The 24,248-nt window shown below is 64.2% G+C and carries 17 protein-coding genes; 11 read left to right on the top strand and 6 right to left on the bottom strand.

The genetic code is table 11. The features are described 5' to 3' along the window. Window positions 1-96: 96 nt before the first annotated feature. The 8 genes from otsB to AC3WLM_RS03565 all read left to right on the top strand — a co-directional run bounded on the left by otsB (window position 97) and on the right by AC3WLM_RS03565 (window position 9,393). Window positions 97-807 (top strand): trehalose-phosphatase, encoded by a 711-nt coding sequence (otsB, locus tag AC3WLM_RS03600; RefSeq protein ID WP_427467211.1) that lies wholly within the window; start codon window positions 97-99, stop codon window positions 805-807. Then, on the top strand, window positions 804-2,588 hold the full coding sequence (locus AC3WLM_RS03595) for a glycoside hydrolase family 15 protein (protein ID WP_039337643.1): 1,785 nt from the start codon (window positions 804-806) through the stop codon (window positions 2,586-2,588). Before otsB ends, AC3WLM_RS03595 begins: the two co-directional genes overlap by 4 nt. Continuing rightward, a complete protein-coding gene (locus tag AC3WLM_RS03590; protein ID WP_492476628.1) occupies window positions 2,585-3,979 on the top strand; it encodes an alpha,alpha-trehalose-phosphate synthase (UDP-forming) in 1,395 nt (464 codons plus the stop codon). Before AC3WLM_RS03595 ends, AC3WLM_RS03590 begins: the two co-directional genes overlap by 4 nt. Before the next feature lie 271 nt (window positions 3,980-4,250). Continuing rightward, window positions 4,251-5,243: a hypothetical protein gene (locus AC3WLM_RS03585; protein ID WP_492476627.1), complete on the top strand. Its 993-nt coding sequence runs from the start codon at window positions 4,251-4,253 to the stop codon at window positions 5,241-5,243. 97 nt (window positions 5,244-5,340) lie between these two features. Beyond that, a complete protein-coding gene (locus AC3WLM_RS03580) occupies window positions 5,341-6,465 on the top strand; it encodes a P-loop NTPase family protein (RefSeq protein WP_492476626.1) in 1,125 nt (374 codons plus the stop codon). Window positions 6,466-6,488: 23 nt separating this feature from the next. Next, window positions 6,489-7,424 (top strand): ABC transporter transmembrane domain-containing protein, encoded by a 936-nt coding sequence (locus AC3WLM_RS03575; protein WP_492476625.1) that lies wholly within the window; start codon window positions 6,489-6,491, stop codon window positions 7,422-7,424. Next, a complete protein-coding gene (locus AC3WLM_RS03570; protein ID WP_062345560.1) occupies window positions 7,421-8,239 on the top strand; it encodes an alpha/beta hydrolase family protein in 819 nt (272 codons plus the stop codon). Before AC3WLM_RS03575 ends, AC3WLM_RS03570 begins: the two co-directional genes overlap by 4 nt. After that, window positions 8,236-9,393: an OprO/OprP family phosphate-selective porin gene (locus AC3WLM_RS03565; RefSeq protein ID WP_492476624.1), complete on the top strand. Its 1,158-nt coding sequence runs from the start codon at window positions 8,236-8,238 to the stop codon at window positions 9,391-9,393. Before AC3WLM_RS03570 ends, AC3WLM_RS03565 begins: the two co-directional genes overlap by 4 nt. 35 nt (window positions 9,394-9,428) lie before the next feature. Here the strand turns inward: AC3WLM_RS03565 and AC3WLM_RS03560 are convergent, their stop codons facing one another. Then, the gene (locus AC3WLM_RS03560) at window positions 9,429-10,172 is read right to left on the bottom strand and encodes an anti-sigma factor (protein ID WP_492476623.1); all 744 of its coding nucleotides are present in this window, start codon (window positions 10,170-10,172) and stop codon (window positions 9,429-9,431) included. Continuing rightward, the gene (locus tag AC3WLM_RS03555; RefSeq protein ID WP_492476622.1) at window positions 10,169-10,675 is read right to left on the bottom strand and encodes an RNA polymerase sigma factor; all 507 of its coding nucleotides are present in this window, start codon (window positions 10,673-10,675) and stop codon (window positions 10,169-10,171) included. The genes AC3WLM_RS03560 and AC3WLM_RS03555 overlap by 4 nt, the downstream gene beginning before the upstream one ends. Before the next feature lie 161 nt (window positions 10,676-10,836). Here AC3WLM_RS03555 and AC3WLM_RS03550 point away from each other — a divergent pair, with 161 nt between their 5' ends. Together AC3WLM_RS03550 and AC3WLM_RS03545 are read left to right on the top strand one after the other, a co-directional pair. After that, window positions 10,837-12,282: a S8 family serine peptidase gene (locus tag AC3WLM_RS03550; RefSeq protein ID WP_492476621.1), complete on the top strand. Its 1,446-nt coding sequence runs from the start codon at window positions 10,837-10,839 to the stop codon at window positions 12,280-12,282. A gap of 76 nt (window positions 12,283-12,358) precedes the next feature. After that, window positions 12,359-14,050, top strand: a complete 1,692-nt coding sequence (locus AC3WLM_RS03545; RefSeq protein ID WP_492476620.1) for an MFS transporter — start codon at window positions 12,359-12,361, stop codon at window positions 14,048-14,050. Here the strand turns inward: AC3WLM_RS03545 and AC3WLM_RS03540 are convergent. The 4 genes from AC3WLM_RS03540 to AC3WLM_RS03525 all read right to left on the bottom strand — a co-directional run bounded on the left by AC3WLM_RS03540 (window position 14,026) and on the right by AC3WLM_RS03525 (window position 21,735). After that, entirely contained in the window at window positions 14,026-15,171 is a 1,146-nt protein-coding gene (locus AC3WLM_RS03540; protein ID WP_492476619.1) for a phytase, read from the bottom strand. The genes AC3WLM_RS03545 and AC3WLM_RS03540 overlap by 25 nt on opposite strands. Next, window positions 15,171-17,969, bottom strand: a complete 2,799-nt coding sequence (locus AC3WLM_RS03535) for a TonB-dependent receptor (protein ID WP_492476618.1) — start codon at window positions 17,967-17,969, stop codon at window positions 15,171-15,173. Before AC3WLM_RS03535 ends, AC3WLM_RS03540 begins: the two co-directional genes overlap by 1 nt. Before the next feature lie 163 nt (window positions 17,970-18,132). Then, complete coding sequence (locus tag AC3WLM_RS03530) at window positions 18,133-19,584, bottom strand: Ppx/GppA phosphatase family protein (protein ID WP_492476617.1); 1,452 nt, start codon at window positions 19,582-19,584, stop codon at window positions 18,133-18,135. Next, the gene (locus AC3WLM_RS03525) at window positions 19,585-21,735 is read right to left on the bottom strand and encodes an RNA degradosome polyphosphate kinase (RefSeq protein WP_492476616.1); all 2,151 of its coding nucleotides are present in this window, start codon (window positions 21,733-21,735) and stop codon (window positions 19,585-19,587) included. 198 nt (window positions 21,736-21,933) lie between these two features. Here AC3WLM_RS03525 and AC3WLM_RS03520 point away from each other — a divergent pair, with 198 nt between their 5' ends. Continuing rightward, window positions 21,934-24,246, top strand: coding sequence for a TonB-dependent receptor domain-containing protein (locus AC3WLM_RS03520; RefSeq protein WP_492476615.1), 2,313 nt, complete (start codon window positions 21,934-21,936; stop codon window positions 24,244-24,246). The last annotated feature ends 2 nt before the right edge of the window (window positions 24,247-24,248 follow it).

Here is a 24,248-nt window from a genome sequence, read left to right as displayed (position 1 = left end):
TGGTTCGGAAGAGGCGGGCGCAGCCCTTTGCGGCCGGGACTTTTCAGGAGAGACCCAATCAAGCTTGCGGCAATGCCCCTATCGCCTCCGGCCGGCTTGGCTTTTGAAGACAGCACGCTTTTTCTCGACCTCGACGGGACGTTGTTCGAGCTTGATGACTGTCCCGGCGATGTTTGTGCCGATGCGCAGACCCGGGTTCTGCTCGATACACTGCTCGACCGTTTGGACGGCAGGCTTGCTGTGGTGAGCGGGCGCTCCCTGGCTCAGATCGACGGGATGCTGGGTGCAGTCAGCCGGGACATCTGGATTTCAGGCAGCCACGGTGGCGAGCATCGTTGGGGTGGCGTGACGATAAGTCCTCCACGGCCCGGCCAGCTGGATGACGTGGCAGCGCGGTTCTGTGCATTCGCAGACGAACACCCCGGCGTGCTTGTCGAGGAGAAGAGCCTTGGCGTTGCCCTGCACTATCGCATGATGCCGCAGGCCGAGGCGGACGCTGTCGCCCTCGCTCATGAACTGGCTGAAAGCCACGGTCTGTTTCTTCAGCAAGGGAAGATGATGGCGGAACTGCGCGATGCAGGTTCGGACAAGGGCAGTGCCATCCGGGCGATGATGGCGCATCCTGACCTCGCAGGCACGACGCCGGTTTTCGCAGGCGACGACCTGACTGACGAACCGGGCTTTGCAGCGGTTCGAGACCTTGGCGGACACGCCATCCTTGTGGGCGAGCCGCGACCTACTGCTGCAACCTATGGCCTGCGGTCTCCGGGCGACTTGCGCGAATGGCTGTGGGAGGCGCTGGCATGACGGCATCGCTCGATCTCTGGCCAATCGGAAACTGCCAGGTCTCGGCGCTGATCGATACCTCCGGCGCATTTGTCTGGGGTTGCATTCCGCGAGTCGATGGCGATCCGTTCTTTTCTGCGCTGGTGGGTGGGGCAGAGCCGGAAACAGGCCTGTGGTCCATCGATCTTGAAGATCGTGTGGAAATCACCCAGCGCTATCTGCGCAATACGCCGGTGCTCGTCACGCGCCACCGCGATGCGAATGGCGGCGAGATAGAGGTCATCGACTTCTGCCCCTATTTCCGGCGCAATGGCCGCACCTATCGTCCGGTCGCCTATGCGCGGATCGTGCGTCCGGTGGCCGGCAGCCCGCGCATCCGCATGCACCTTCGGCCGACCTGTAACTGGGGTAACGCCTGCGCCGTGACCATCGGCGGATCGAACCACATCCGCTTCCTTTCGCAAGCCATGACGATGCGCTTGACCACTTCTGCACCGGTCGGCCTTGTGGCGGAGGAACGTGTCTTCCGGGTCGAGCAGGCACAGTACTTCTTTCTGGGACCGGACGAGAGCTTCTCCGGCAATCTCGCCGAAACGCTCGAACAGATGCTGGATGCGACCGTTACCGAGTGGCGCCACTGGGTACGCGGTCTGGCCACGCCGGTCGAATGGCAGGACGTGGTCATCCGCTCGGCCATTACGCTCAAGCTGTGCCAGCACGAAGAGACCGGCGCCATCGTCGCCGCGCTGACCACTTCGGTCCCCGAACATGCGGGATCGCAACGCAACTGGGACTATCGCTACTGCTGGATCCGCGATGCCTATTACACCGTGCAGGCGCTCAACCGGCTTGGCGCGCTGGACGTGCTCGAAGGTTATCTCGCCTACTTGCGCAACATCGTCGACAATGCCCGCGGTGGCCATATCCAGCCGCTGTACGGCGTGCTGGGCGAGGCGCGGATAGACGAGGGGGTGGCCGAAAAGCTCCCCGGATATCGCGGCATGGGTCCGGTACGGGTGGGTAACGCTGCCTATTCCCAGGTCCAGCACGACGCCTATGGTCAAATCGTCCTGTCGAACACGCAGGCGTTCCTCGACCAGCGCCTGTTGCGCATGTCGGGCCTTGCCGATTTCGAAGCGCTGGAGAAAGTGGGTGAGAGGGCATGGGACCTGTTCGACAAGCCCGATGCGGGCTTGTGGGAACTGCGCACGCGGCAGTCGGTCCATACCTATTCGGCGGCGATGTGCTGGGCGGCCTGCGACAGGCTGGGCAACGCCGCGCAAGCCATCGGCCTTGATGACCGGGCCACGTTCTGGGGCCAGCGCGCGGCCACGATCCGCGAGCGGATAGAGCGCGCCGCATGGCGGCCCGACACCGAGCGGATGTCGGCCACGTTCTCGGGCGACGATCTCGATGCCAGCGTGATCCAGTTGCTCGACCTGCGTTTCCTGGCGCCGGATGATCCGCGCTTTGTCTCGACACTGGCGGCCATCGAAGAGGGCCTTCGGCGGGGATCGCACATGCTGCGCTATGCCACCGAAGACGACTTCGGTTTGCCGGAAACAGCCTTCAACGTCTGCACGTTCTGGCTGATCGAGGCCCTGCACCTGACCGGACGCAGCGCCGAGGCGCGCGCGCTTTACGAAGAGATGCTCGGGCGCCGCACGCAATCGGGCCTCCTTTCCGAAGATATCGATCCGGCAAGCGGCGAACTCTGGGGCAACTACCCCCAAACCTACTCTCTGGTCGGGCTCATCAATTGCGCCGTCCTGCTGAGCAAACCCTGGAACACTGTGCGATGAGCAGGCTGATAGTCATTTCGAACCGGGTGAGTGCCGGCGGCGGTGCGCAGGGGGGGCTCGCCGTGGCGCTCTCGGCAGCTTTGCGCGAACATGGCGGCATCTGGTTCGGCTGGTCGGGCAACGAGACCAGCGAGTTCACCGGCCATATCAACATGGAGCGCATTGACGGCGTGACCACGGCCACAGTGGATCTGGAAGAGCAGGACATAGAGGAGTACTACGACGGCTACGCCAATCGCACGCTGTGGCCGCTTTTCCACTACCGGATAGACCTGGCCGAATACGAACGCAGCTTCGCCGATGGCTACCGGCGCGCCAACGAACGCTTTGCCGAGACCGCGCTGCCGCTGATCGAACCGGACGATCTTGTCTGGGTGCAGGATTATCACATGTTCCCGCTGGGCAGGGAACTGCGGGCACGCGGCGTTGAAAACCGCATCGGCTTCTTCCTGCACATTCCCTGGCCGCCGCGCCGTCTGCTGGCGACATTGCCCGAGGCGCGTGCGCTGACCGAAAGCCTGCTGGCATACGACCTCATCGGCTTCCACACCGATGAATGGCTGCAATCGTTCTGCGATTACGTGTCGCATGAGCTGGGCGGTACGATCGATGACGATGGCTGGCTGACAGTGGGCGAGCGTCGCCTGCGCCTTATCGCCTGCCCGGTCGGCATCGATGCGAAGGAATTCGCCGCCCTTGCGGCGAGCGAGAAGGCGAGGGAAACTTACGAACGGGTCCGCGTCAGCGCCGTTGGCCGCACGCTGATCGTCGGTGTGGACCGGCTCGATTATTCCAAGGGCCTCGAGGAGCGCTTCCTCGGCTATGAGCGGTTCCTTACCGAGCACCCGGAGGAGCGCAAGGAGGTGACCCTCCTGCAGATCGCACCGCCATCGCGCGGGACGGTCGACAGCTACCAGCGCATCCGCAGCAATCTTGAAGGGCTGGCCGGGCGCATCAATGGGGCGCATGCCGGGCTTGACTGGGTGCCGATCCGTTACGTCAATCAGGGCTACACACGCGACATGCTCGCCGGGGTCTATCGCGCCAGCAAGGTGGGCCTCGTCACGCCCCTGCGCGATGGCATGAATCTTGTCGCCAAGGAATATGTTGCCGCGCAGGACCCCGACGATCCGGGCGTGCTGATCCTTTCGCGCTTTGCCGGTGCCGCCGAGCAGATGCCCGAGGCTCTGCTGGTCAATCCGCATAGCGCCGAAGAGATATCGGACGCCTTGGGCCGCGCCATCAGGATGCCGCGCGAGGAAAGGATCCGCCGCTGGCGAGCGCTCATGAACGGCGTGGAAGAGCAGGACGTGATGTGGTGGTCGAAGCGATTCACCGACGCCCTTCAGGATTGCCAGCAGCCGACTTGCGGCACAATGGAAAGAATCTGAAGGGCGTACAGCTGCTTCCAGGCCACCCGGCGGAGAGCCCAGGTGCCCCATGCTTTTCATCGCAAAGATGACCTTCCTGCTACCATGACGACTGCGTCGAGTCCCTCAAGCTCTGGCGAACCTGCACGCAGCGATCGATTTTCGCGCATCTGTCTGGGTGCCGGATGCTCCGGCCGTGCGAAAATTGCTTTTCTGCCCGGAATAATGCTGCAAGTCGTGTCGTTATGGGGGGCTGTGATGGATCACCACACGGCCAGACGAGGGGGGTACGATGAAGAATACATTGCGTGCAGGCGCTATCCTGCTGGCGGGCATAGCCTCTGTGCAGGCAGCGGCAGCGCAAGAGGCGGCAGCGCAGACGCAGCAGGATGATGAGCCTGCGGTCTGGCGCGCAAGTGCCGGAGCCAATTACTCCGAAGGCAAATATGGCGATACCGCGACGACGAAAGTCGTCTCCGCGCCTGTCGCCATCAAGTACCGCAAGGGCGGCTTCTCGATCCGCCTTTCCGTTCCTTGGGTCCATATCGATGGTCCGGGAAGCATTCTCGACACGCCGCAGGGGCGCGATGCCGGTTTTGGAGACCTCAGCTCGGGCGACGATAGCGGCAGGTCCGGAAGCGATGACTCATCGGGTTCCGGTTCGGGAAGTTCAGGTTCGGGATCTGACGATTCCGGCTCTGGCGGCTCTGGCAGCGGCGGTTCGGGCTCGTCGGGCGGCGATGATGACAGCGGCAGCGGAGGCATCATTACACCGACCGTGCCCGGTGCGCCCATATCCAACAGCCGGGGCGGGCTGGGCGATGTCTCGGTCGCGCTGGGCTACTCGCTGGAACTCGGCCGGTCGACCTGGCTCGACCTTGGCACGCGCGTGAAGCTGCCCACCGCCTCCAGGGCGAAGCGCCTTGGTACCGGCAAGGCCGACGTCACCGTGAGTGGTGATATCGTGCAGGACATTGGAAGCTTCAGCCTGTTTGCCGGTGCGCGCTATCGCTTTCTCGGCAAACCGGCGGGATCGACGTTGCAGGACACCTGGGGGGCAAGCGGTGGGGTGAGCTACCGGCTTCCCGGCGGCACGATCGTCGGTGCAGATTATGACTGGCAGGAATCGGCGACACCCGGTCGCATCGCCAGCAGTGAAGCTACCGGCTGGATCAACTTCGGTCTTTCGCGAAAGCTGCGCCTGCAGGTCTTTGCCAGCACCGGCTTCAACGCACGCAGCACCGATTTCGCGGGAGGCGTGTCGCTTAGCTGGCGCCTGAGTTGAGGGCCGAACTGGGGAGCTGAAGAAAATTCTGCAGCCGATGGAATAAGCCTGAATTGCTGTCGTTGTCGCCCCGATTGGAAAGAAGGGGTGATTGGACATGCTGCAGGACCTGCAAGCCCAGGGAAGCCTGGTTGCACCAAGCCAGGACGTAACCGGGACCATCGCGCGCAAGGGGCGGGCCTTGCGCGAGGATCGCCGCATGGCTGCAAAGCGGGCCTTCACCACGCGCCGTGTCGACCTTGATCTGGCGACACGGCTGCGCAGCGACGTAAGGCCGCGGGCGGGGGATCTGGTGCTGGCGCGGGTGGCTCAGCTCGGCCAGCACCAGAAGCTTGAATCGCCCCATGGCCGCCGCGCCCAGCTCTATGTCGGCGACGAAATCATCGTCGCCTATGGCGAACGCTACGCACCCGACCAGTTCGAGGCCATCGTACCTCAGGACCTTTCGGCCTGTGATCTGGTCGCCGGTGGTGGCGTCGCCGGTCTTGTCCTCAGCCGCCACGCCAAGATGCGGTCGGCCACGCGGATCGAGCCGGTTGGCCTGCTGGCCGATGATGATGGCAAGGTCATCAACCTCGGTTGGTTCGGACTGCCTCGCCTGACCCTGCCACCTCTCCTGCCCCCCGTCGTCGCGGTGGTCGGTACGTCGATGAATGCCGGGAAGACGACTGCTGCGGCCGGGTTGATCCATGGATTGTCGCGGGCCGGCCTCAATGTCGCTGCGAGCAAGGTCACGGGGACGGGCTCCGGTGGCGATCTGTGGACCATGCTTGATGCTGGCGCGCGCTCTGTTCTCGATTACACCGATCATGGTCATACTTCGACCGCTGGCCTGACGCTTGACCGCATCGAGAGTGTCGCCCTTTCGCTCATCGCCCACAGCGCGGTATCGAAACCGGACATCATCGTCATCGAAGTGGCCGACGGCTTGCTGCAGCGCGAAACCGGCGCCCTCCTCAAGTGTGGCCGCCTGCGTGAGGCGCTGCACGGCGTGCTGTTCGCGGCAGGCGATGCAATGGGCGCGGTGGCTGGCCATGACTGGCTGGTGAGGGCGGGGCATCGGGTGCTTGGCGTGTCCGGTCTGCTCAGTGCGTCACCGCTTGCTGTGCGCGAAGCCGAAGCGGCGCTCGGTTGGCCTGTCCTGTCGCTGGCCGATCTGCGCGATCCCCTGACTGCGCCGAAGATCTGCTTCGCTGGCGATGCGAAATCGTGCCTCGCCTGATTTCCCCATCCATCGCGCGGCGCATGCTGCCTCCGGTTTCGGTGGCCGTTGCGCAAGCCTGCGCAACGCTCGTCGGCGCCGCGCTCGTGCACCGTGCGGCGCAGCAGCCGGCCGCCTCGCCCACTGTTGCGCTTGCGGTGGTCGCCCTGCTCTGCGCTTTCGGGCTGGAGGTGGCGCGCCGAAGGCTGTGCGAGGCGATTGGCTGGCACGAAGTGGCGCAAGTGCGCGCCGGGCTGTTCCGGCGCATCTTGCGGGCCGATCCGTCGCAGATCGCCCGCCAGCGCCATGGGGCCCTGCTGCAGGTCTTTGTTGGCGACCTGTCCGCCCGGCGCCAGTGGTTGAGCGATGGGTTGCCGCGTGCCGCCACAGCGCCAATCCTCGTGGCTGCCCTTCTGGCCTGGGCCGCGGCGCAATCCCCATGGCTTTGCGCAAGGATCGCCATCCTTCTGTTGCTTGGCATGGCGGCAGGAGCCGTACTTCTGCGTCCGATGTCGCGCGCGGTCCGCGAGGTGCGGCGCACCCGTGGGCGCCTGTCCGCCTTTGCTTCTGACACGATTGCAGAAATGGCGGACGGTGCCGTTCCCCCACGGCAGCGAGCTCGGCTGCGGCGCCTTCGGCGGCGCAGCGATGCCCTGAACCGTGCCGCGTTGCGGCGTGCCTGGTGGACCGGAACCCTGCGTGGCCTGCCGCACCTGCTGACCAGCCTGATCGTGCTGGTCGTGCTGCTCGATGGTGGCGCGATTTCAGGAACGGTCGTGGTGATCGGCACAGCTGGCCTTGCCCTGAACGACCTTGCCCGCGCGGCAGAGCTATGGATCTCGGCGCGTATTTCGGCGCTCCGCATCCGGCGCCTGATGCGCCTTCCCAAGGCGCCTCCGCAACCGGATTCCCTAGTGCTGGTCGACCTTTCCGAGCCCAGGCACAGCTTTCGACCTGCAAACAGACAGGACTGCGCATGACCGCTCTGTTCCCGATCCCGCAAACGGCTGCAATCACAATGACCCTGCCGCAGTTCGTTACCGTGCCGGCGACGCCAGCCCGCCGCTATTACGCGGTGATCCCCGAGAACTGCGCAAGCGATGCCGTCCCGCTCGTGGTGGTCCATGGGATTTCACGTAACGCCCCAGAATTGGCGCTGCGCTTTGGCGAACTTGCTGCGCTGCACGGCATCCCGGTGATCGCCCCTCTGTTCGAGCGCGGGAGCTTCGGCAGATATCAGCAAGTGCGCGATCCGGATGGCGCTCTGCATTGCGACGACGCCCTTTTCGACATCCTTGCAGATGCGGCTGTCCGGTTCGGCATGCATGGCGCGCAGTGCAACCTGTTCGGCTTTTCCGGCGGGGCTCAGTTCGCCCACCGGTTCGCCATGCTCCACCCTCACAAGGTGCGTCATTGCATCGCTGCCGCCGCCGGATGGTACACCATGCCCGATTGCTGCCTCCCGTGGCCACTCGGCCTTCAGGACGCTCCTGGCCCGATCGATCACACCGCGCTCGCCCATGTCCGTTTCGACGTGCTGGTCGGCTCGCTTGACCGGCGGCAGGACAAAGCCTTGCGGCGCTCCGATGCCATTGACGCCGTGCAGGGCGTACATCGCCTCCAGCGCGCCCGGCGCTGGGACCGGGCCATGCGCAAGGCGGGCTTTTCATGCAGCCTCACGATCATTCCAGGCCTGAGCCACGCCTTCGGCGATGCCGTCCAGCTTGGCCTCGTCCCGCTTGTCCTACATCAGCTCGGCACGCGCCGGGCCAAACCCGAGGAACCTGAAACATGAACACCTTTGCAAGGGCTATCGCCCCCGCAATCGCCCTTTGTGCTCTGCCTGCCCATGCGCAAGAGGTCAAAGCGGATGAGAAAGGCCTCACGCTTGATGCAGGCCCGCTGCAACTGAACCTCGGCGGACGCCTGCATCTTGACGCCAGCGTCTTCGACGATCCCGCCTTGCAACGTACAGGAGTGACCAGCGCCGACGTCCGCCGCGCCCGCATCGAGCTGTCCGGTCGGGTTGGTGAAATCCTGCGCTTTCGCGTCGATCGCGAATTTGCCGGGGCCAGAGGCTGGCGCAATCTTTGGGTCTCCATCGAACCGGTGAAGAACCTCGAGATCAAGGGCGGCAACATGATCGTGCCGTTCTCGATGGAGGACCTGCAAAGTTCGAATGCCACGCCATTTGCCGAACGCTCGATGGCATCTGCCCTGACCGGCGGCTTCGGCCTTGGTGGCGCGATCACCTCCGGCGGCCGGAACTGGAGCGCCAGCGTGGGGTATTTCACCGATGCTCTCGCCAACGATGAAGGCCGCACCACCGAGCGCGGAAAGGGTGTGGTGGGCAGGCTCACGTTTGCGCCGGTTCGCTCACGCAAGGCAATCGTGCATCTGGGCGTCGGAGGAGAACGCAGGACATTTTCAGCGATCGAGCGCGTACGCTTTACCGCCGACCCTGGCTCCGTCTTCGCTCCTAACATCATGTCCAGCGGTACGCTCGGATCGCTCGAAACGCTCAGGGCCTTGAACGTCGAAGCAGCCGTCTCGCTTGGCCCGGTGCTGGTTCAGGCGCAGGCCCTGTCGCTCAAGTTGCATCGCACCTTGCGGGACGATCGCAGCTTCAATGGCCAGACCGTCCAGGTCGGCTGGATCGTGACCGGTCAGCGCCATGCTTACAGTGCGTCGAGTGGAATCTTCGGCGGTCCGGAACGTCGCAAGGGCGGAGGTGCTGTTGAAATCGCCGCGCGCTACAGCCGCCTCGATCTGGTCGATGGCACTTTCGACAGGGGCATCGGCCGCGCGCTCAGTGCCAGCGCAATCTGGACGATCAGCACCAATCTGCGCCTGCTGGCCACATACACCGACAACCGCGTCCGCTTCCCCAGCGGGGGCGCGCCGGTCAAGAATCGCGTGGGTGTCCTGCGTGCTCAGGTGATCTTCTAAAGCGGAGCCTTTCGGGTTGGCTTCCGCCGGGGCGGTCACCTGCTGGGGTGGCCGCCCCATTCGTTTGCGATCAGCGCCTGTTCTGCAGCCGCATCAAGCGGATCGGTCAGCTGCAGACGACGGTGGGCTGCGTCCAGCACGGCATCGTCGGCCCCGGCTGCCACCGCGTAGTCCCCGGTGTTGGAAGAGGTTCCGCCAGCCCCCTGCGCTTCGATCGTCCAGACGCTTTTCGTGTCGCGACAGGCCACGGCCACCTTGCCACCTTCGCCAAATTCGCGGCACCAGCGCCCATCGGCCGCGCGCGCGGTCAACGCCGGGGTGATCCTGCGGCCATCGGGCAGCTCTGCCGAAGCCAGCGAAGGCGTCCGATCCAGAGCGAGCGAGAACGGATCGCGATCAGGCGAGCCACCGCGAGGGGCAAGCACCACAGCGGCCACGAGGCTCGCCGCAATCGCTCCGCCCAGTGGCAGGGCATGGCGTCTCCACCATGGCGGATTGTCGTTGGCGGCCAAGGATGAGGGTGGGAACGGGGGTGGGGGCGGAACCGCAAGCGGAGCCGCTTCGCCAAGGCCGAGCCGTTCGAGCATTGCCGGATCGATTGACGCTTCTGTCACCGGCGCAAAAGCCCCGGCGATCAGGGCGTCGTTTGCGCCCCATTCGTCGGCAAGGGCCTTGAGCTCGGGGTCGGAAGCAAGTTCAGCCTCGAATGCGTCAAGGTCTGCGCCGGTAAGCTCGCCGTCGAGCCATGCGGCAAGCCGTTCTTCGCGCGAAGGGGTCATGGTTGGGCATCCTTCTGCGTGAATTGCGTTTCGCCAAGGCATAAGGCGATCCTTGCCCTGGCCCGGGCAAGTCGGCTCATGACCGTGCCCACCGGCACCTCCAGTGTTTCGGCGGTATCGCGATAGCTGCGGCCTTCGATCACCACGAGGGCAAAGACCGCACGCTGATCATCGGGCAGCGCCTGCAGCGCGCGCTGGGCAGCGGACAGTTGCGACCGGTTCTCGACGGTCTCGCGCCCATCGCTGCCGGCAATACCGTGGAGGGCATCGACATCGATTGCCGTGCCGCGCCGCCGGGCAGCGCGCGCACCATCGATGTGAATGTTCTGCGCAATGCGATACATCCAGCTGTCGAGCCGCGTGCCTGGCTCGAACTGGTCGGCACGCCGCAGCGCCCTTTCAACCGTCGCCTGCATCAGATCGTCTCCATCGGCAGCATTGCCGGCCATGGCCTGGCAGAACCGCCGCAGGCGCGGCAATGTGGCGACTATAGCCGCGCGCATTGCTCCTGCATCGTGATCTGCCTGCTCCATCCATGCCCCCACAACGCCTTGTGCGTCCGGCTATTCCAACCCGCCCCCGGTCGCGCTACAAAAAGTTGCCGACCATCGGAATAGCAGGCACTTGCAGTCGTTGTCGGCGCGTATCAAGCAGGATTTCATCCATGGACATGCGCGCCATCCTGTCAGGAATTGCCATCGGGTTGCTTGCAGTGCCCGTGTTCCCGCATGACCGCGATCCGCCCGAAACCCAGCGTGCGCAGGAACGGTTGGAGCGCGAGCAGGATCGCGCTGCCCAGCGCGCGGAAGAGCGCGCCGCCCGCTTCGAACGTGATCGCAGTCGCATTGAAGAACGGGAGGTGCGCGAACCGGCAAAGGCCGCCGAGGATCTCGCCAAGCTGGAAGCCGATCGCGCCGAGGATGAAGCCAAGGCTGCCGAGGATGCCGAAAAGGCCGAAGCGGACTACGAAAAGGAACTGGCGGACGAAGCCGAGGACGAGCTTGAGGATGCCGCCGAGCTTGCCGAGCAGTCAGACGACGACAGCCTTGAACGGGGAAGCAGCGCCGAAATCCGGGACATCGCCGATGGCGAACGCGCCGAACATGACGAGCGCGGATTTCCGGTCCGGCGCGGCGAAGTCTTTGCTCTGGATGTGCCCGAAGGCGTCTTGGTGCAGATACAGCGCTCCGGTTACCGGATCATCGAGCGGACCCGTCTCGAAGCGCTCGACCGCGACCTGCTGCGCCTTGCGGCCCCTAGCGGAACCAGCGGAACTCTCGCCAGGGATCGGCTGCGTGAACTTGCCCCAGGCGCCACAGTCGACGTCGTCCATTATTACGGCATGGACCTGACAGCTGGCAGCAAACCGCACAAGACACGTGAAAGAACAATGCCAACCCGCGCAAACGAAAGCTTTTCGGTTGGCGTGATCGATACCGCAGTCTTGTCGCATCAAGCGCTCGCCAAGGCCCGGATCGTTCCGTGGAGTGAAGGGGCCACGCCGCAGGCGCAGGCCCGGCATGGCACTGCAGTGGCCTCCTTGCTGGCCAGTGCCGGTCGTCCGACCATTTACAGCGCCAACATCTTCAGGGGCCCGGCGGATCGCCCATATACCTCTGCCGAAGTCATTGCCGCAGCGCTGGAATGGACTTTGCTCCAGGGCGCTCCGGTCATCAACATGAGCCTGGCCGGACCGCGCAACGCTATTCTCGACCGCCTCATTCGTGATGCGGTGAAGGCTGGCAAGGTGGTGGTCGCCGCGGCCGGAAACGGTGGCCCCACGGCCCCGCCGTCCTATCCGGCAGCCGTTCCGGGCGTAATCGCAGTAACCGCGGTCGATAAAGATCGCCGGGTCTATCGGCTGGCCCAGCGCGGCAGGCATATCGCCGTTGCCAGCTACGGAGTCGATGTCCTGGCGGCAGAGGCCGGGGGTAATCTAGCGAGGTTCACCGGGACATCGTTCGCCACGCCGGTCGTTTCAGCCTGGCTCGGCCGCTGTCGCGCTACCGGCGCGGATGCTTCTGCCTGCCGGCTGCTGCTCAGGAAAGCGGCGAAGGATCTGGGTACGCAGGGTTTCGACGAGACTTACGGCTTTGGCCTGATCGAGTAGCGAGGCGGACCGACGATTAAATTCGGCTTTGCCGTCAAAGACCGTATCAAGAGGACGACAAGCAAATTGAACGAGGATGCCCGACTTGGAAACTCCCGATGATATCTCGGCCTTGCCGAAGCATCACCAGGCCACTCACAGCGAGAAGCTGATCATCACGGCCTCATCGCTGGGCACGGTGTTCGAGTGGTACGACTTCTACCTCTACGGCCTCCTCACCGCGATCATCGCCGCCAAGTTCCTCACTGGCCTCAACGAGACGACGTCGTTCATCATGGCGCTGCTGGTCTTCGCGGCGGGCTTTATCGTCCGCCCGTTCGGCGCGCTGGTATTTGGCCGGATCGGCGACATGGTCGGCCGTCGCTACACCTTCATTGTCACGCTGCTGGTCATGGGTCTGTCGACCTTCCTCGTCGGCTGCCTGCCCACTTATGAAAGCGTCGGCGTCGCCGCGCCGATCATGCTGGTCGTGCTGCGCATGTTCCAGGGCCTTGCCCTTGGCGGCGAATATGGCGGCGCGGCGACTTACGTTGCCGAACACGCGCCCGAGGGTAAGCGCGGCCTCTATACCAGCTGGATCCAGATCACCGCCACGGCGGGCCTTGCCATGGCGCTGCTGATCGTGATCCTCGTACGCTCGCCTGTCACCGGCGTTGGCGAAGCGGCCTTTAAGGACTGGGGCTGGCGCGTGCCGTACCTGCTTTCGGGCGTGTTCCTGGGCATCGGCCTGTGGCTGCGCCTCAAGCTGCATGAATCGCCCGTGTTCCAGAAGATGAAGGCGGAAGGCACCTCCTCCAAGCGCCCGCTGTCCGAAGCCTTCGGTGAATGGAAGAACCTCAGGATCGTGCTGATCGCGTTCTTCGGCGCCATCGCCGGACAGGCGGTGGTCTGGTACACCGGACAGCTCTACGCGATGTATTTCCTCGAGAAGATGCTCAAGGTGGATGGCCTGACCGCCAATACCCTGATCATTATCGCGCTGGCCTGTGCCACCCCGTTCTTCCTGTTCTTCGGCTGGCTGTCCGACAAGATCGGCCGCAAGAAGATCATCCTGACGGGGTGTGCGCTGGCTGCGCTCACCATGTTCCCGGCGTTCAAGGCACTGACCGCAGCGGCGAATCCGGCGCTCGCCCATGCCCAGGCCAATGCCCCGGTCAAGGTCATGGCCGATCCGGCGGAATGTTCCTCGCAGTTCGACCCGGTCGGCGCCAACAAGTTCGACACGACCAGCTGCGACATCGTCAAGAACGCGCTCGCCAAGGCGGCCGTGAACTACGAAAACGTCGCCGCTGCTGCGGGAACGCCGGCCACGATCCTGATCGGAACCACGACACTGGCGGCGCCCGATCCGCGCAAGGTTGCCGGCGAGGAAAAGAAAGCCGCCATCGCCGCCTTCGCCAGAGAGGTTGCGACTGGCCTGGAGACGGTTGGCTATCCCGCCAAGGCCGATCCCGGTGAGATCAACAAGCCGCTGGTCGTGGCGATCCTGTTCTACCTCGTGCTGCTGGTGACCATGGTCTATGGCCCGATCGCGGCGATGCTGGTTGAACTGTTTCCCAGCCGTATCCGCTACACCTCGATGAGCCTGCCTTACCACATCGGCAACGGCTGGCTCGGCGGCCTGCTACCCGCCATCGGCTTTGCCATGGTCGCGGCCAACGGGGATATCTATTACGGCTTCTGGTACCCGGTGATCGTCGCCGCTGCCACCTGCGTGATCGGCCTCGTCTTCCTGCCGGAAACCTACAAGCGCAGCATCGACGACTGACGCGGAGCGCGGGGGCTTCCGGAGACGCCCCCGCGCACCGCTTGCGGCTTGAGGTTGTCCAGCACCGCCTGCCACGGCACCATCTTGAAGTTCTGCGCGCGCGGCGCGTTATCGCCATCCTGCGCCACGAACAGGCCAGTAGGAAAGGCAGGGCCGAAGTCCCCAAGCATCAGTTCGATCCCGTCGGTATCGCTGGTTGCGCCGAACTGGCCTGCGACAATGCGGAAGCGGCCGCGCGGTTGCGCTGTGGTCAGATCGAACAGCGCATAGGCATTGTCACCCTGGCTCGATGCGACGAGCATTCCGCCGTCCCGTCCTTCGGGTGCCAGCGCCAGCCCTTCGACATCGGCTGCCAGCCCCTTTTCCGCGCCGACCATGGCAAAGGCTTCCGCCTGAAGGACCGCGGCGCGCAAGTCGACCCGCCAGATGCCAACGTCCTCCTCGGCCACGTAGAGCAGGCCGGTGCGGTCATCCACCACGCATCCCTCGGATTGCGTGCGGAAGCGGATAGAGCGCAGATGCCGCGCGGTGATCATGCCGCCAACCTCTTCCAGTGCGCTTTCCGCCACCGTGCCGTCCTTGAGCACGACATAGGCCCGCGCCAGTTCGCCTGCAGCCAGCGCCTTGCCCATGCAGAAGCCATAGGCCTCGGCTGGAGCGTGACCGGCCCCAAGGAAGCTCCTCACGCCAAGGCTGGTCAGCTTGCCCGTCACTCCATCCAGCCGGAACAGCGTGATCTTTGGCTCAGCCACGTCGGTGCGGTCGCTTGCCGCCACCAGCACGAAGCCCGGGCGCACTTCGCGCAAGTCGACATTGTTGAGCGCACCCGCCGCGACGAAATCGCGCACCTTGCCGTCAAGGCCATAGACATAAAGCCCCGCCTTCTTGTCGGTGCCGACGATCAGGCTGGCGGCAGGATCGGCCTCATTGCGCCAGATTGCCGGGTCATCGGCGGCATCGGCATTGGCGGACCCGACCGGCGCGGTCTCGGCCGTCGCTGCCACGTCTACCGCCGGATAAAATGGCCGCGGGAACTCCGCCACGCTGGCGCAGGCAGAGAGGAACAGGACCGGGAGCAAAGCCCCCGATCCTGCCGTGACGAACTTGCGAAGTGCCGCCATCAGAAGTTCACCCGCACGCCCGCCGCATAGCGACGGCCGAAGCGTTCGTACTCGATGGTGTAGATGTCGGTGTGCGGCGTCGGGATTCCCGTGGCGGTCAGCAGATTACCCGGCTCGGAATAGCGGCGGCCCGGCTTGTTCAGCAGGTTGGAGGCATCGAAATAGACCTCGAAGTTCTTCGTGATCGCATAGCGTGCCGAGAAATCGAGTTCGTCGTCGGCGGCCCAATAGGTATCGCCAGCATCGGTTAGGTCGTCGGCATAGCCATCAAGCCAGGTGCTGCGGCGCTGGTACTGCAGGCGCAGCGACAGGCCGTACTTCTCGTAATAGGCGCCAAGGTTGTAGACCCAGTCCGAAGTGCCGGGCAGGCGCAGCTTGCGGGCGGGGACGTCGCCCACCGCAGGCTTGGTCACCTCGCTGTCGTTGTACGTAAGGTTCGCGCTCACGCCGAAGCCGCCCATGAAGTCTGGCAGGCCAAGGCTTTCGGTCCACGGTTCCAGCTGCAGCTGCGCTGCCACCTCGAAGCCGAAGATGCGCCCGTCACCGCCGTTGGTGATGCCGGTGAAGGTGTACTGCGAACGATCCACGCCGCCGCTGTTCAGCGCGTCCGAACCGAAGGTGCGGCGCTGCGAATAGAGCACGTCCTCGACCTTCTTGTAGAAGACGCCGGCCATCAGGTAGCCCTGCGGACGCACGTACCATTCGAAATAGGCGTCCACGCCATAGGCGCGCTCGGGCTTCACGCCGGGATTGCCACCAGAGATCGTCAGGTTCGCATCGTTCACGGTCACGTTGGGGCGGATCTGGTCATAGTCCGCACGCGCCGCACCGCTGTTGAACGAAAGCCGCAGCTTCTTGTCCTCGGCGAGGTCGTAATTCACGTGGAGGCTGGGGAACGCGAGGGTCTGGCTTGCCTCTGCGGTGACGAGACCGGTGGTTCCGGCGATGTCGGCCTCGGCAATCCCGCGGTTCTTCACGTGTTCGACACGGACACCGCCGACGATTGAACCCCAGTCGTACCGCAGCGTGCCCATGGCAAAACCAGCAAAGACCTGCTCGCGCACGTCATAGATGTTCGCGGTGTTGGGCGTGAAGGTGAAGTTGGCCCGCGCGGCATCTGCATATTGGCGCATCTTGTCGGTATCGAAATACCGGAAGGTGTAGCCCATCGGGATCGCGCCGAGGAATGCCTGATCCAGCGAGAAATCGTTGTAGTTGGTGGGAATCCCGATCGTGGCGAAGTCGCCCGCCGCTGTCAGCGAGATCTGGCTTTCGTCCACTATCTTGGTGCGCTGGTCGAACTGGAAGCCCAGCTTGAACGTGGCGTCGCCGCCGAGGAAGCTGGTGTCCTTCGCCACGATCAGGCGGCCGGTATAGGCCTTGGTCGTGTCCACCGCATCAAGCAGGCGCAACTCGGCAAGAGGCTTGGCGAAGGTGTCGATCGCGGTAACCGCATTGCCCGCCGTGTAGCGCGTCGGGCTCGAAAGCTGCACGGTGGTGAATAACAGCGGCGTGTTGCGGCCCGGATTGGTAAAGTCGTAAGCTATCGTCGGACGGGCAGAACGCGTGGAAGGGCTGTTCCAGCGCGCTTCGCCCACCACCGAACGGTCGTCCTTGGACTCGGTGTAGTTGCCCAGCCAGTTCACCTTCCAGCCTTCGCCGAACTCGTGCGTTCCTTCGAGGGTATTGGTGAAGATCGACTGCCGGAACGCGCGGAGCGTCGAGCGCTGGTTGATGTCGATTCCGTAGACTGTGCCCTTCAGCGGCGTGTTGCCGATGCACACGTCGGCATAGCCAGTCGTCGTCGGCATGGTGTTGACCGTAGTCGGGCAGGCGGCCGAGCTGTTCGAAAGGTCGCTCTGCTTGTCATCCATGTCGAAGATGTAATTGTCGCGCGCCTCGTCGTCGGTGAAGATCGTGTAGACCGAACGCAGCGAAATCGTGTTCTGGCTGTCGGGCTTCCAGTCCATGCGCCCCGAAACGGACCAGTTGCGGCGGCGCAGGCGATAGAGCTTGTTCTCGGTCTCGCGCGCCCAGAAGCGCGTGCCGTTGCCGGGTCGCTGATCCTGGCTGACGCGCTCCCAGTCGATCTCGAAGTTGTCGGTGATCATGTTGCGTTCGAAGAAGCTGCCCGAGAGCAGCACGCCGATTTCGCCGTCGCCTGCCTTGAAGCGATCCGAAACGACCAGCGATCCTTCGTATTCGCGCCGGTCGCCAAGTTCGGCATAGCCGATCCCGGCCTTGCCCTGCACGTGCAGTCCGTCGAAATCGAAGGCTGACCGGGTGATGACGTTGACGTTGCCGGAAACCGTCTCGCCCGGCATGTCCGGCGTCACCGCCTTGGATACGATGACCTGCTTGGCAATGGCCGAGGGGATCGAGTCAAACCGCGCATCGCGCCCCTCGGGGCTGACGACATTGATCCCGTCGAAGCTGAGCGTAGTCCAGTAGTTTGGCGCACCGCGCAGCGAGATGTAACGCGCCTGGCCCTGATCGCGCTCGATGGCAACGCCCGGCAGGCGGCTGGTGGCCTGCGCAATGTTCTGGTCGGGCAGGCGGCCGACGCCATCGGACGAAAGCACCGTGACCAGCGAATCCGACTTCTTCTGCACGTCGAGCGCGGCGGCTTCGGATTCGGCAATCGGACGCTCGCCGGTTACCACGATCGGCGCTTCGGCGCTTTCCTCGGCTGCAAGGTCTTCGGCAAAGGCTGGCGTGGCAGCGAGTGCGGCAACCGAACCCAGCAGCATCGCACGAAGAAGGGTGCGGCTGCTCGCCGCGGAAAATACAGATGTCATGGTAAGCCCCCTGAATGACTTGGCTGGGGAGCCCCTAGGCACTGCGTTTGACGGTCACGCGACAGTTCGAAGGCAGAACGAAGAATGCGTTTCAAACAGCCGTAACAATTGTGGAAAGAAGGGCGCGTGTTCGGTTCACACGCGACAAGCTGTCACGCAAATGTCAGGCGGCAGGCAAGCTGCAGTGCTGCACCAGCTCGCGCAGGTCGCGCAACGCGCTGTCGCCGACAAGGTCCGGGTCAGGGCTGTCGATCACGATTGTGTCGCCCTTGGCCCGCAGCCGCACCTGCTCCAGCACCCGCGCCGATCCCGCGCTCAGCCGCCGACACAGCCGCGCCGCATGTCCAAGGGTCCGCGCCTCGAACAGCAGGTCGTCCGGGGCGAGGGCGCTCCACGGCACCTGGCCGGCACCGCCCTTGCCAAGGCTCGCCCGCAAGGCGCTGGCCAGCGCGGCGCGCCCGGCGTTGTCCACGCCCACCCAGCGCTTCTGCAGGCCCCATTCCATCGGCAGCTCGCGCCGCAGGTTCGGCTCGACCCTGCCGGCGGCAAGGCACAGCATCACCGCCGCACGCCCGACTGCCGAGTCCGCCAGCGCCGCAACCTCCCTCATCGCCGCCACCGTCGCCGCGACCAGCACTGCATCGACGCCAAGCGGCTCTACGAAGGCGCTGACTCCGGCCAGCAACGGATTCTCGCGCTGTACCGCGTCGGGCAGCGATCCGAACAGCACGCCCTCGCGCAGGCCCCATGACGAGAACACGATGCCCTTCGGCTCCAGCTTCTGCAGCAGCACCGCCAGCAACGCCGCGGCGTCGGGAATGCTTGCGGCCCGGCTCGCCGAAACGCCATCGATCTGCTGCAGCGCCTGCCCCCGTCGCGCGAACCGCTTTGCCAGCTCCAGCGCCTTGCCGGCATCGAGCGCGAAGCCGTGGGTGTCATCCAGCGGCCAGTCCAGCTGCACCATCATCGCCCGGCCCAGCGCACGCATTGACCCGCCGACGAGGTAGAGCGTCGCTTCGGGCTCGGCCACCCAGTCGGCCCCCGCCAGCATCCGGCTGATCTCGCGCACGAACACCCTGTCGCCCCGCGCCCGCAACGCGGGCAGGCGCAGCGAGCCCAGCGGCAGGCTTACCCCATGGCTCGTCCCGCCATCGGCAATGTCAACCAGTTCGAGGCTGCCACCGCCAAGGTCTCCAACGATCCCCGAAGCCCCCGGAAATGCACCAAGCACGCCCGTCGCGCTCGTCTCGGCCTCTTCCACGCCCGAAAGCAGTCGCGGCTCAAAGCCGATTTCGCGAATGCGCGCCAGGAACTCCGGCCCGTTTGTCGCATCGCGCGCCGCAGCCGTCGCCACCACGTCAACGCGCGGCACCCGTGCAAGGTCAAGCAGAGCCTTGTAGCGCCGCAGTGCCGCCAGCACGCTCTCCACCGCCTTGTCGGAAAGCCGGCCCGTCTCAGCCACGTGCTTGCCAAGCTTGGCCGTGACCTTCTCGTTGAGCAGCGTCACCGGCGCGCGCGGCGGTCCGCCATAGACCACCAGCCGCACGGTGTTGGAGCCGATGTCGATGATCGCGCGCGATTGCGCCCAATCGTAGATGGTTGGTTTGGCCTTCACTCAGCCACGGTTAGCCGCCCCGCGCCGCAACGCAAGCTTTGGAACCTTTCTTCCCTTGGAAAGCGCCGCACCGCGCCCGGAAAGCGACGGGTTGGTCATGAAATAGCCGTGGAGGTTGAACGAGGGGGCATTGTCGGATTTTGGCTTCTCGAACCGATCGTACTCGCCATCCGGCCCCAGTTCCCAGCTCTGCTCGGTATCCAGCAGGTTCGCCAGCATCACCTGGTCGAGAATCTGGTCATGCACGGTCGGGTTCTTCACCGGCACCAGCACTTCCACCCGCCGACCCATGTTGCGGCTCATCCCGTCGGCCGACGAGATGAACACCCGCGCCCGCTTGTTCGGCAGGTTCGCGCCATTGCCGAAGGCCCAGATGCGGCTGTGTTCGAGGAAGCGCCCGATGATCGACTTGACCTCGATCGTCTCCGAAAGCCCCGGCACCCCGGGCTTCAGGCAGCATATCCCGCGCACCACCAGCCGGATCTCAACGCCTGCCATGCTGGCAAGATAGAGCCGGTCGATAAGGTCGGGATCGGTCAGCTGGTTGAGCTTGGCCCAGATCATCGCCGGACGGCCCTTCTTCGCCAGCATCACCTCGCGCTCGATGCATTCGTAAAGCCTCTCGCGCAGGTTGATCGGACTGATCGCCAGCAGTTCGGTGTGCTTGGGCTCGACATAGCCAGTCACGAAATTGAACAGCTGCCCGGCATCGCGCCCCATGCGCGGATCGGCGGTGAAGAACGACAGGTCTGTATAGATGCGCGCAGTAACCGGGTGATAATTGCCGGTGCCGAAGTGGCAGTATGTGCGATATCCGCCACCTTCACGCCGCACCACCATGCTCACCTTGGCATGGGTCTTCCAGTCGACAAAGCCGTAGATCACCTGAACGCCCGCGCGTTCCAGCTGTGCCGCCCACATCAGGTTCTGCTCTTCGTCGAAGCGCGCCTTGAGTTCGACCACGGCCGTCACCGACTTGCCCGCCTCGGCTGCCGCGATCAACGCCGCGATCACGGCGGACTGCTTCCCGGCCCGATAAAGCGTCTGCTTGATCGCCACCACGTCAGGGTCGGCTGCGGCCTGCCGCAGGAAGTCGATCACCACCTCGAAGCTTTCGTAAGGGTGGTGGATCACCAGATCCTTCTCGCGGATGGCGGAAAAGCAGTCGCCGTCATGCTCGAGAATGCGTTCGGGATAGCGGGGGTTGTATGGATCGAATTTCAGATCCTGGCGGTCCTCTTCGATCACGGCAGACAGCCCGCTGATCGCCAGCAGTCCCCGACTCTTGATGACCAGCGCATGATCAAGCCTGAGCTGCTGGCGCAGCAGCTTCTCGGCGTCGGCGTCGAAGTTCTCCTGCAGGTGCAGGAGGATCACCTTGCCACGGCGCCGCCGCTGGATGGCGGTGCGGAAGTAGCGGACGAGATCCTCGGCATCTTCCTCGATCTCGATGTCACTGTCGCGCAGCACGCGGAAGGTGCCGTCACCCAGGATCTTGAAGCCCGGAAAAAGCAGTGTCGCATGGCGCCGAACCAGTTCCTCGATCCCCACCCACGAAGCCTTGGGCCCGGGCAGACGCACGAAGCGCGGCAGGGCAGGGGGGATCAGGATCATTTCCGTCACTGCTGCACCATCGGCGGTGCGCTGCAGCTGAAACAGGATGCCGGTGCCCTGGTTGGCGATGAACGGGAAGGGGTGTGCCGGGTCGATGGCCTGCGGCGTCAGCACCGGGACGACGTGCTCTTCGAAGTAGTCGCGCAGCCACTCGGCCTCGCCCTTGTTCAGGGCATCGTTGTCGATGATGCGAATGCCGGCCTCCGCCAGTTCGTCCTTCAGATCGGCCAGCACGTCCTGCTGGGAATCGATAAGGTCCTTCACCGCGTCGAGCAGCGCACCCAGCTGCTGCTGCGGGGTCTTTCCGTCGATCGAAAGTTCGTCGATCTGGCGGCGGACCTGCGCAGCGATCCCTGCCACGCGCACCATCATGAATTCGTCGAGATTGCTGCCGCTGATCGAAAGAAAGCGCAGCCGCTCCAGCAAGGGATAGTCGGGGTTGACTGCCTCGGCCAGGACGCGCCGGTTGAAGGCCAGCCAGCTCAGCTCGCGATTGAAGAACCGCTCCTGAACCGGCGGCAAGTCTTCAATCTGCACGCTGCATTCCCCCGCTGACATCTTAAAGGCCATTGCGCATCTCGCGTTACAGTCGCGTGACAGTCCTGTTCCGGATGATTGCTGTCAACTCATCGTCACGCCGATGTCGCTGATCTGACGCCGAATCTCCATCATCCTGCAACAGCCCGCGCCTAGCAGGCCCTCGCCACACCGATGTGGTCTATGAGGGATAACACCATGCGTATCGTCGCCGTGCTGCTCGCCAGCGCTTCGCCCATTGCTGCCTTTGCAGTGGCTGCCCCGGCTTTTGCCGCAGAAGACGTCGCCCCAGCTGCTGACGCGGCTGCCACTGCGGATTCCGCCAACGCCGAAATCGTCGTCCTGGGTTCGGGCCAGACCCGCCAGGTGCAGGAGCTTTCCACGCAGGAGCTGACCATCCTCGCCTCGGGCACCAGCCCCTTGAAGGCCATCGAAAAGCTGCCCTCGGTCAATTTCCAGTCGGCCGACGCTTTCGGCAACTACGAATGGTCCACCCGCGTCACGATCCGCGGTTTCAGCCAGAACCAGCTTGGCTTCAATCTCGATGGCATTCCGCTGGGCGACATGTCCTACGGCAATGCCAACGGCCTTCACATCAGCCGCGCGATCAGCCCCGAGAACATCGGCGTGACGCGCGTCAGCCAGGGTTCGGGCTCGATTGCGGCACAGTCGACCAACAACCTCGGCGGTACGCTCGAGTTCTTCTCGATCGATCCCAAGGACGTGCTCGGAGCCGACGTGTCAGCCTCCTATGGTTCGGCGGAGACATACCGTGGTTTCGCCCGCGTCGCGCTCGGCACGGCTGACGGCGCGCGCGGCTACGCCTCGATCCAGTATCAGGATGGCAAGAAGTGGAAGGGCGATGGCAAGCAGCGCACGTTCATGGCCAATGCCAAGGCCGTGCTGCCGCTGGGCGAAACCGTCGATCTCGATGGCTACATCAGCTATTCCGACCGCGCAGAGCAGGACTACCAGGATCTCAGCCTCGAGATGATCGAGCGCCTTGGCTATGACTGGGACAACTTCGGTCCCTCGCGCTATGCCGAAGCCATCAACATTGCCGATATTGCCGCGAATACCGGCTACAGCGGCGTCACGCCGACCAACCCCGCTGCAGGCACCACCTATCCGTCGCCGATCGTAATTGCCGATGACGCCTATTATGATGCTTCGGGCCTGCGCAAGGATACACTTGCCGCGCTGGGCCTGACCATCCAGACCGGCGATACCGGCAAGTTCGCCATCAAGGGCTATTACCACGAGAACGACGGACAGGGCACTTGGGGCACGCCGTATCTGGCCAGCCCGTCGGGCGTGCCGATGTCGATCCGCACGACCGAATACGACATCAAGCGCAAGGGCGTGTTCGCCTCTTGGACGGGCGAATTCGGCTTCAACAGGCTGCTCGTCGGCGGTTGGTATGAAAAGAACGACTTCATCCAGTCGCGCCGCTTCTATGGATACGAAAGCCGAACCAATCCGGGCCGCGATCACCTTGATTTCCAGCGCAACCCGTTCTTCACGCAGTGGTCCATCGCGTTCGAAACCGACACGCTGCAATACTACGTTTCGGACGATATCGACCTTGGCGATCTCAAGGTGAATCTGGGCTGGAAGGGCTATTCGGTCGACACCAACGCCTTCGCGCTGGTCAATACCAACAGCCGCGCCACCGGTGACCTAAAGGTCGAGGACTGGTTCCAGCCGCATGTCGGCCTGAACTACAAGTTCGGCAACGGTCTCGAAGCCTTTGCGGGCTTCACGCAGGTGACGCGCGCCTATCAGGCTTCCACCACCAGCGGCCCGTTCTCGTCAACGCAGGCTGGCTTCGATGCGATCAAGGACACGATCAAGCCGGAAAGCTCGGACACCTATGAAGCGGGCTTGCGGTACAACACCGGTATCGTGAATGCCTCGCTCGCAGGCTATTATGTCGATTTCCGCGATCGCCTGCTGGTCATCCCGACTTCGCTCGGCATCGTCGGGGCCACCAACGCCCTGCAGAACGTTGGTTCGGTTCGCGCCCTCGGCATCGAAGCGGCGATGGACGTGAAGCTGCCGGGTGGCTTCGGCGCCTTCGCGTCCTACAGCTACAACGATACCACGTACCGCGATGATGTCGTCATCACTGCAGGAGGCGTCACCACCATCCGTCCCACCAAGGGCAAGACCGTGGTCGATACTCCCAAGCACCTGCTGCGCGCCGAACTGTCGTATGACAGCGACATCTTGTTCGGCCGGGTCGGCGTGAACTGGATGTCGAAGCGCTACTTCACCTACCTCAACGACCAGTCGGTGCCCGGTCGCGCGCTCGTCGATGCCACCATCGGCTATCGCTTGAACATCGGCCAGCGCCAGCCGATCGAACTACAGGTGAACGCGGTGAACCTGTTCGACAAGCGCTATGTCGCCACAATCGGCTCCAACGGCTTCGGCTTCAGCGGTGACAGCCAGACCCTGCTGGCAGGCGCGCCGCGTCAGGTCTTCGTCACGCTCAAGGCGGGCTTCTGATG

Source organism: Novosphingobium sp. FW305-C-30-35 (assembly GCF_058783135.1).
This window is presented reverse-complemented; position numbering and strand designations above follow the sequence as displayed.

Bases quoted from the DNA above. Each gene is read 5' to 3' on its own strand.
- AC3WLM_RS03555 (WP_492476622.1), bottom strand. From the start codon at position 10,675: ATGCGCGCGGCTATAGTCGCCACATTGCCGCGCCTGCGGCGGTTCTGC.
- AC3WLM_RS03590 (WP_492476628.1), top strand. From the start codon at position 2,585: ATGAGCAGGCTGATAGTCATTTCGAACCGGGTGAGTGCCGGCGGCGGT.
- AC3WLM_RS03540 (WP_492476619.1), bottom strand. From the start codon at position 15,171: ATGGCGGCACTTCGCAAGTTCGTCACGGCAGGATCGGGGGCTTTGCTC.
- AC3WLM_RS03580 (WP_492476626.1), top strand. From the start codon at position 5,341: ATGCTGCAGGACCTGCAAGCCCAGGGAAGCCTGGTTGCACCAAGCCAG.
- AC3WLM_RS03535 (WP_492476618.1), bottom strand. From the start codon at position 17,969: ATGACATCTGTATTTTCCGCGGCGAGCAGCCGCACCCTTCTTCGTGCG.
- AC3WLM_RS03570 (WP_062345560.1), top strand. From the start codon at position 7,421: ATGACCGCTCTGTTCCCGATCCCGCAAACGGCTGCAATCACAATGACC.
- AC3WLM_RS03545 (WP_492476620.1), top strand. From the start codon at position 12,359: ATGCCCGACTTGGAAACTCCCGATGATATCTCGGCCTTGCCGAAGCAT.
- AC3WLM_RS03585 (WP_492476627.1), top strand. From the start codon at position 4,251: ATGAAGAATACATTGCGTGCAGGCGCTATCCTGCTGGCGGGCATAGCC.
- AC3WLM_RS03520 (WP_492476615.1), top strand. From the start codon at position 21,934: ATGCGTATCGTCGCCGTGCTGCTCGCCAGCGCTTCGCCCATTGCTGCC.
- AC3WLM_RS03560 (WP_492476623.1), bottom strand. From the start codon at position 10,172: ATGACCCCTTCGCGCGAAGAACGGCTTGCCGCATGGCTCGACGGCGAG.
- AC3WLM_RS03595 (WP_039337643.1), top strand. From the start codon at position 804: ATGACGGCATCGCTCGATCTCTGGCCAATCGGAAACTGCCAGGTCTCG.
- AC3WLM_RS03550 (WP_492476621.1), top strand. From the start codon at position 10,837: ATGGACATGCGCGCCATCCTGTCAGGAATTGCCATCGGGTTGCTTGCA.
- AC3WLM_RS03565 (WP_492476624.1), top strand. From the start codon at position 8,236: ATGAACACCTTTGCAAGGGCTATCGCCCCCGCAATCGCCCTTTGTGCT.
- AC3WLM_RS03575 (WP_492476625.1), top strand. From the start codon at position 6,489: ATGCTGCCTCCGGTTTCGGTGGCCGTTGCGCAAGCCTGCGCAACGCTC.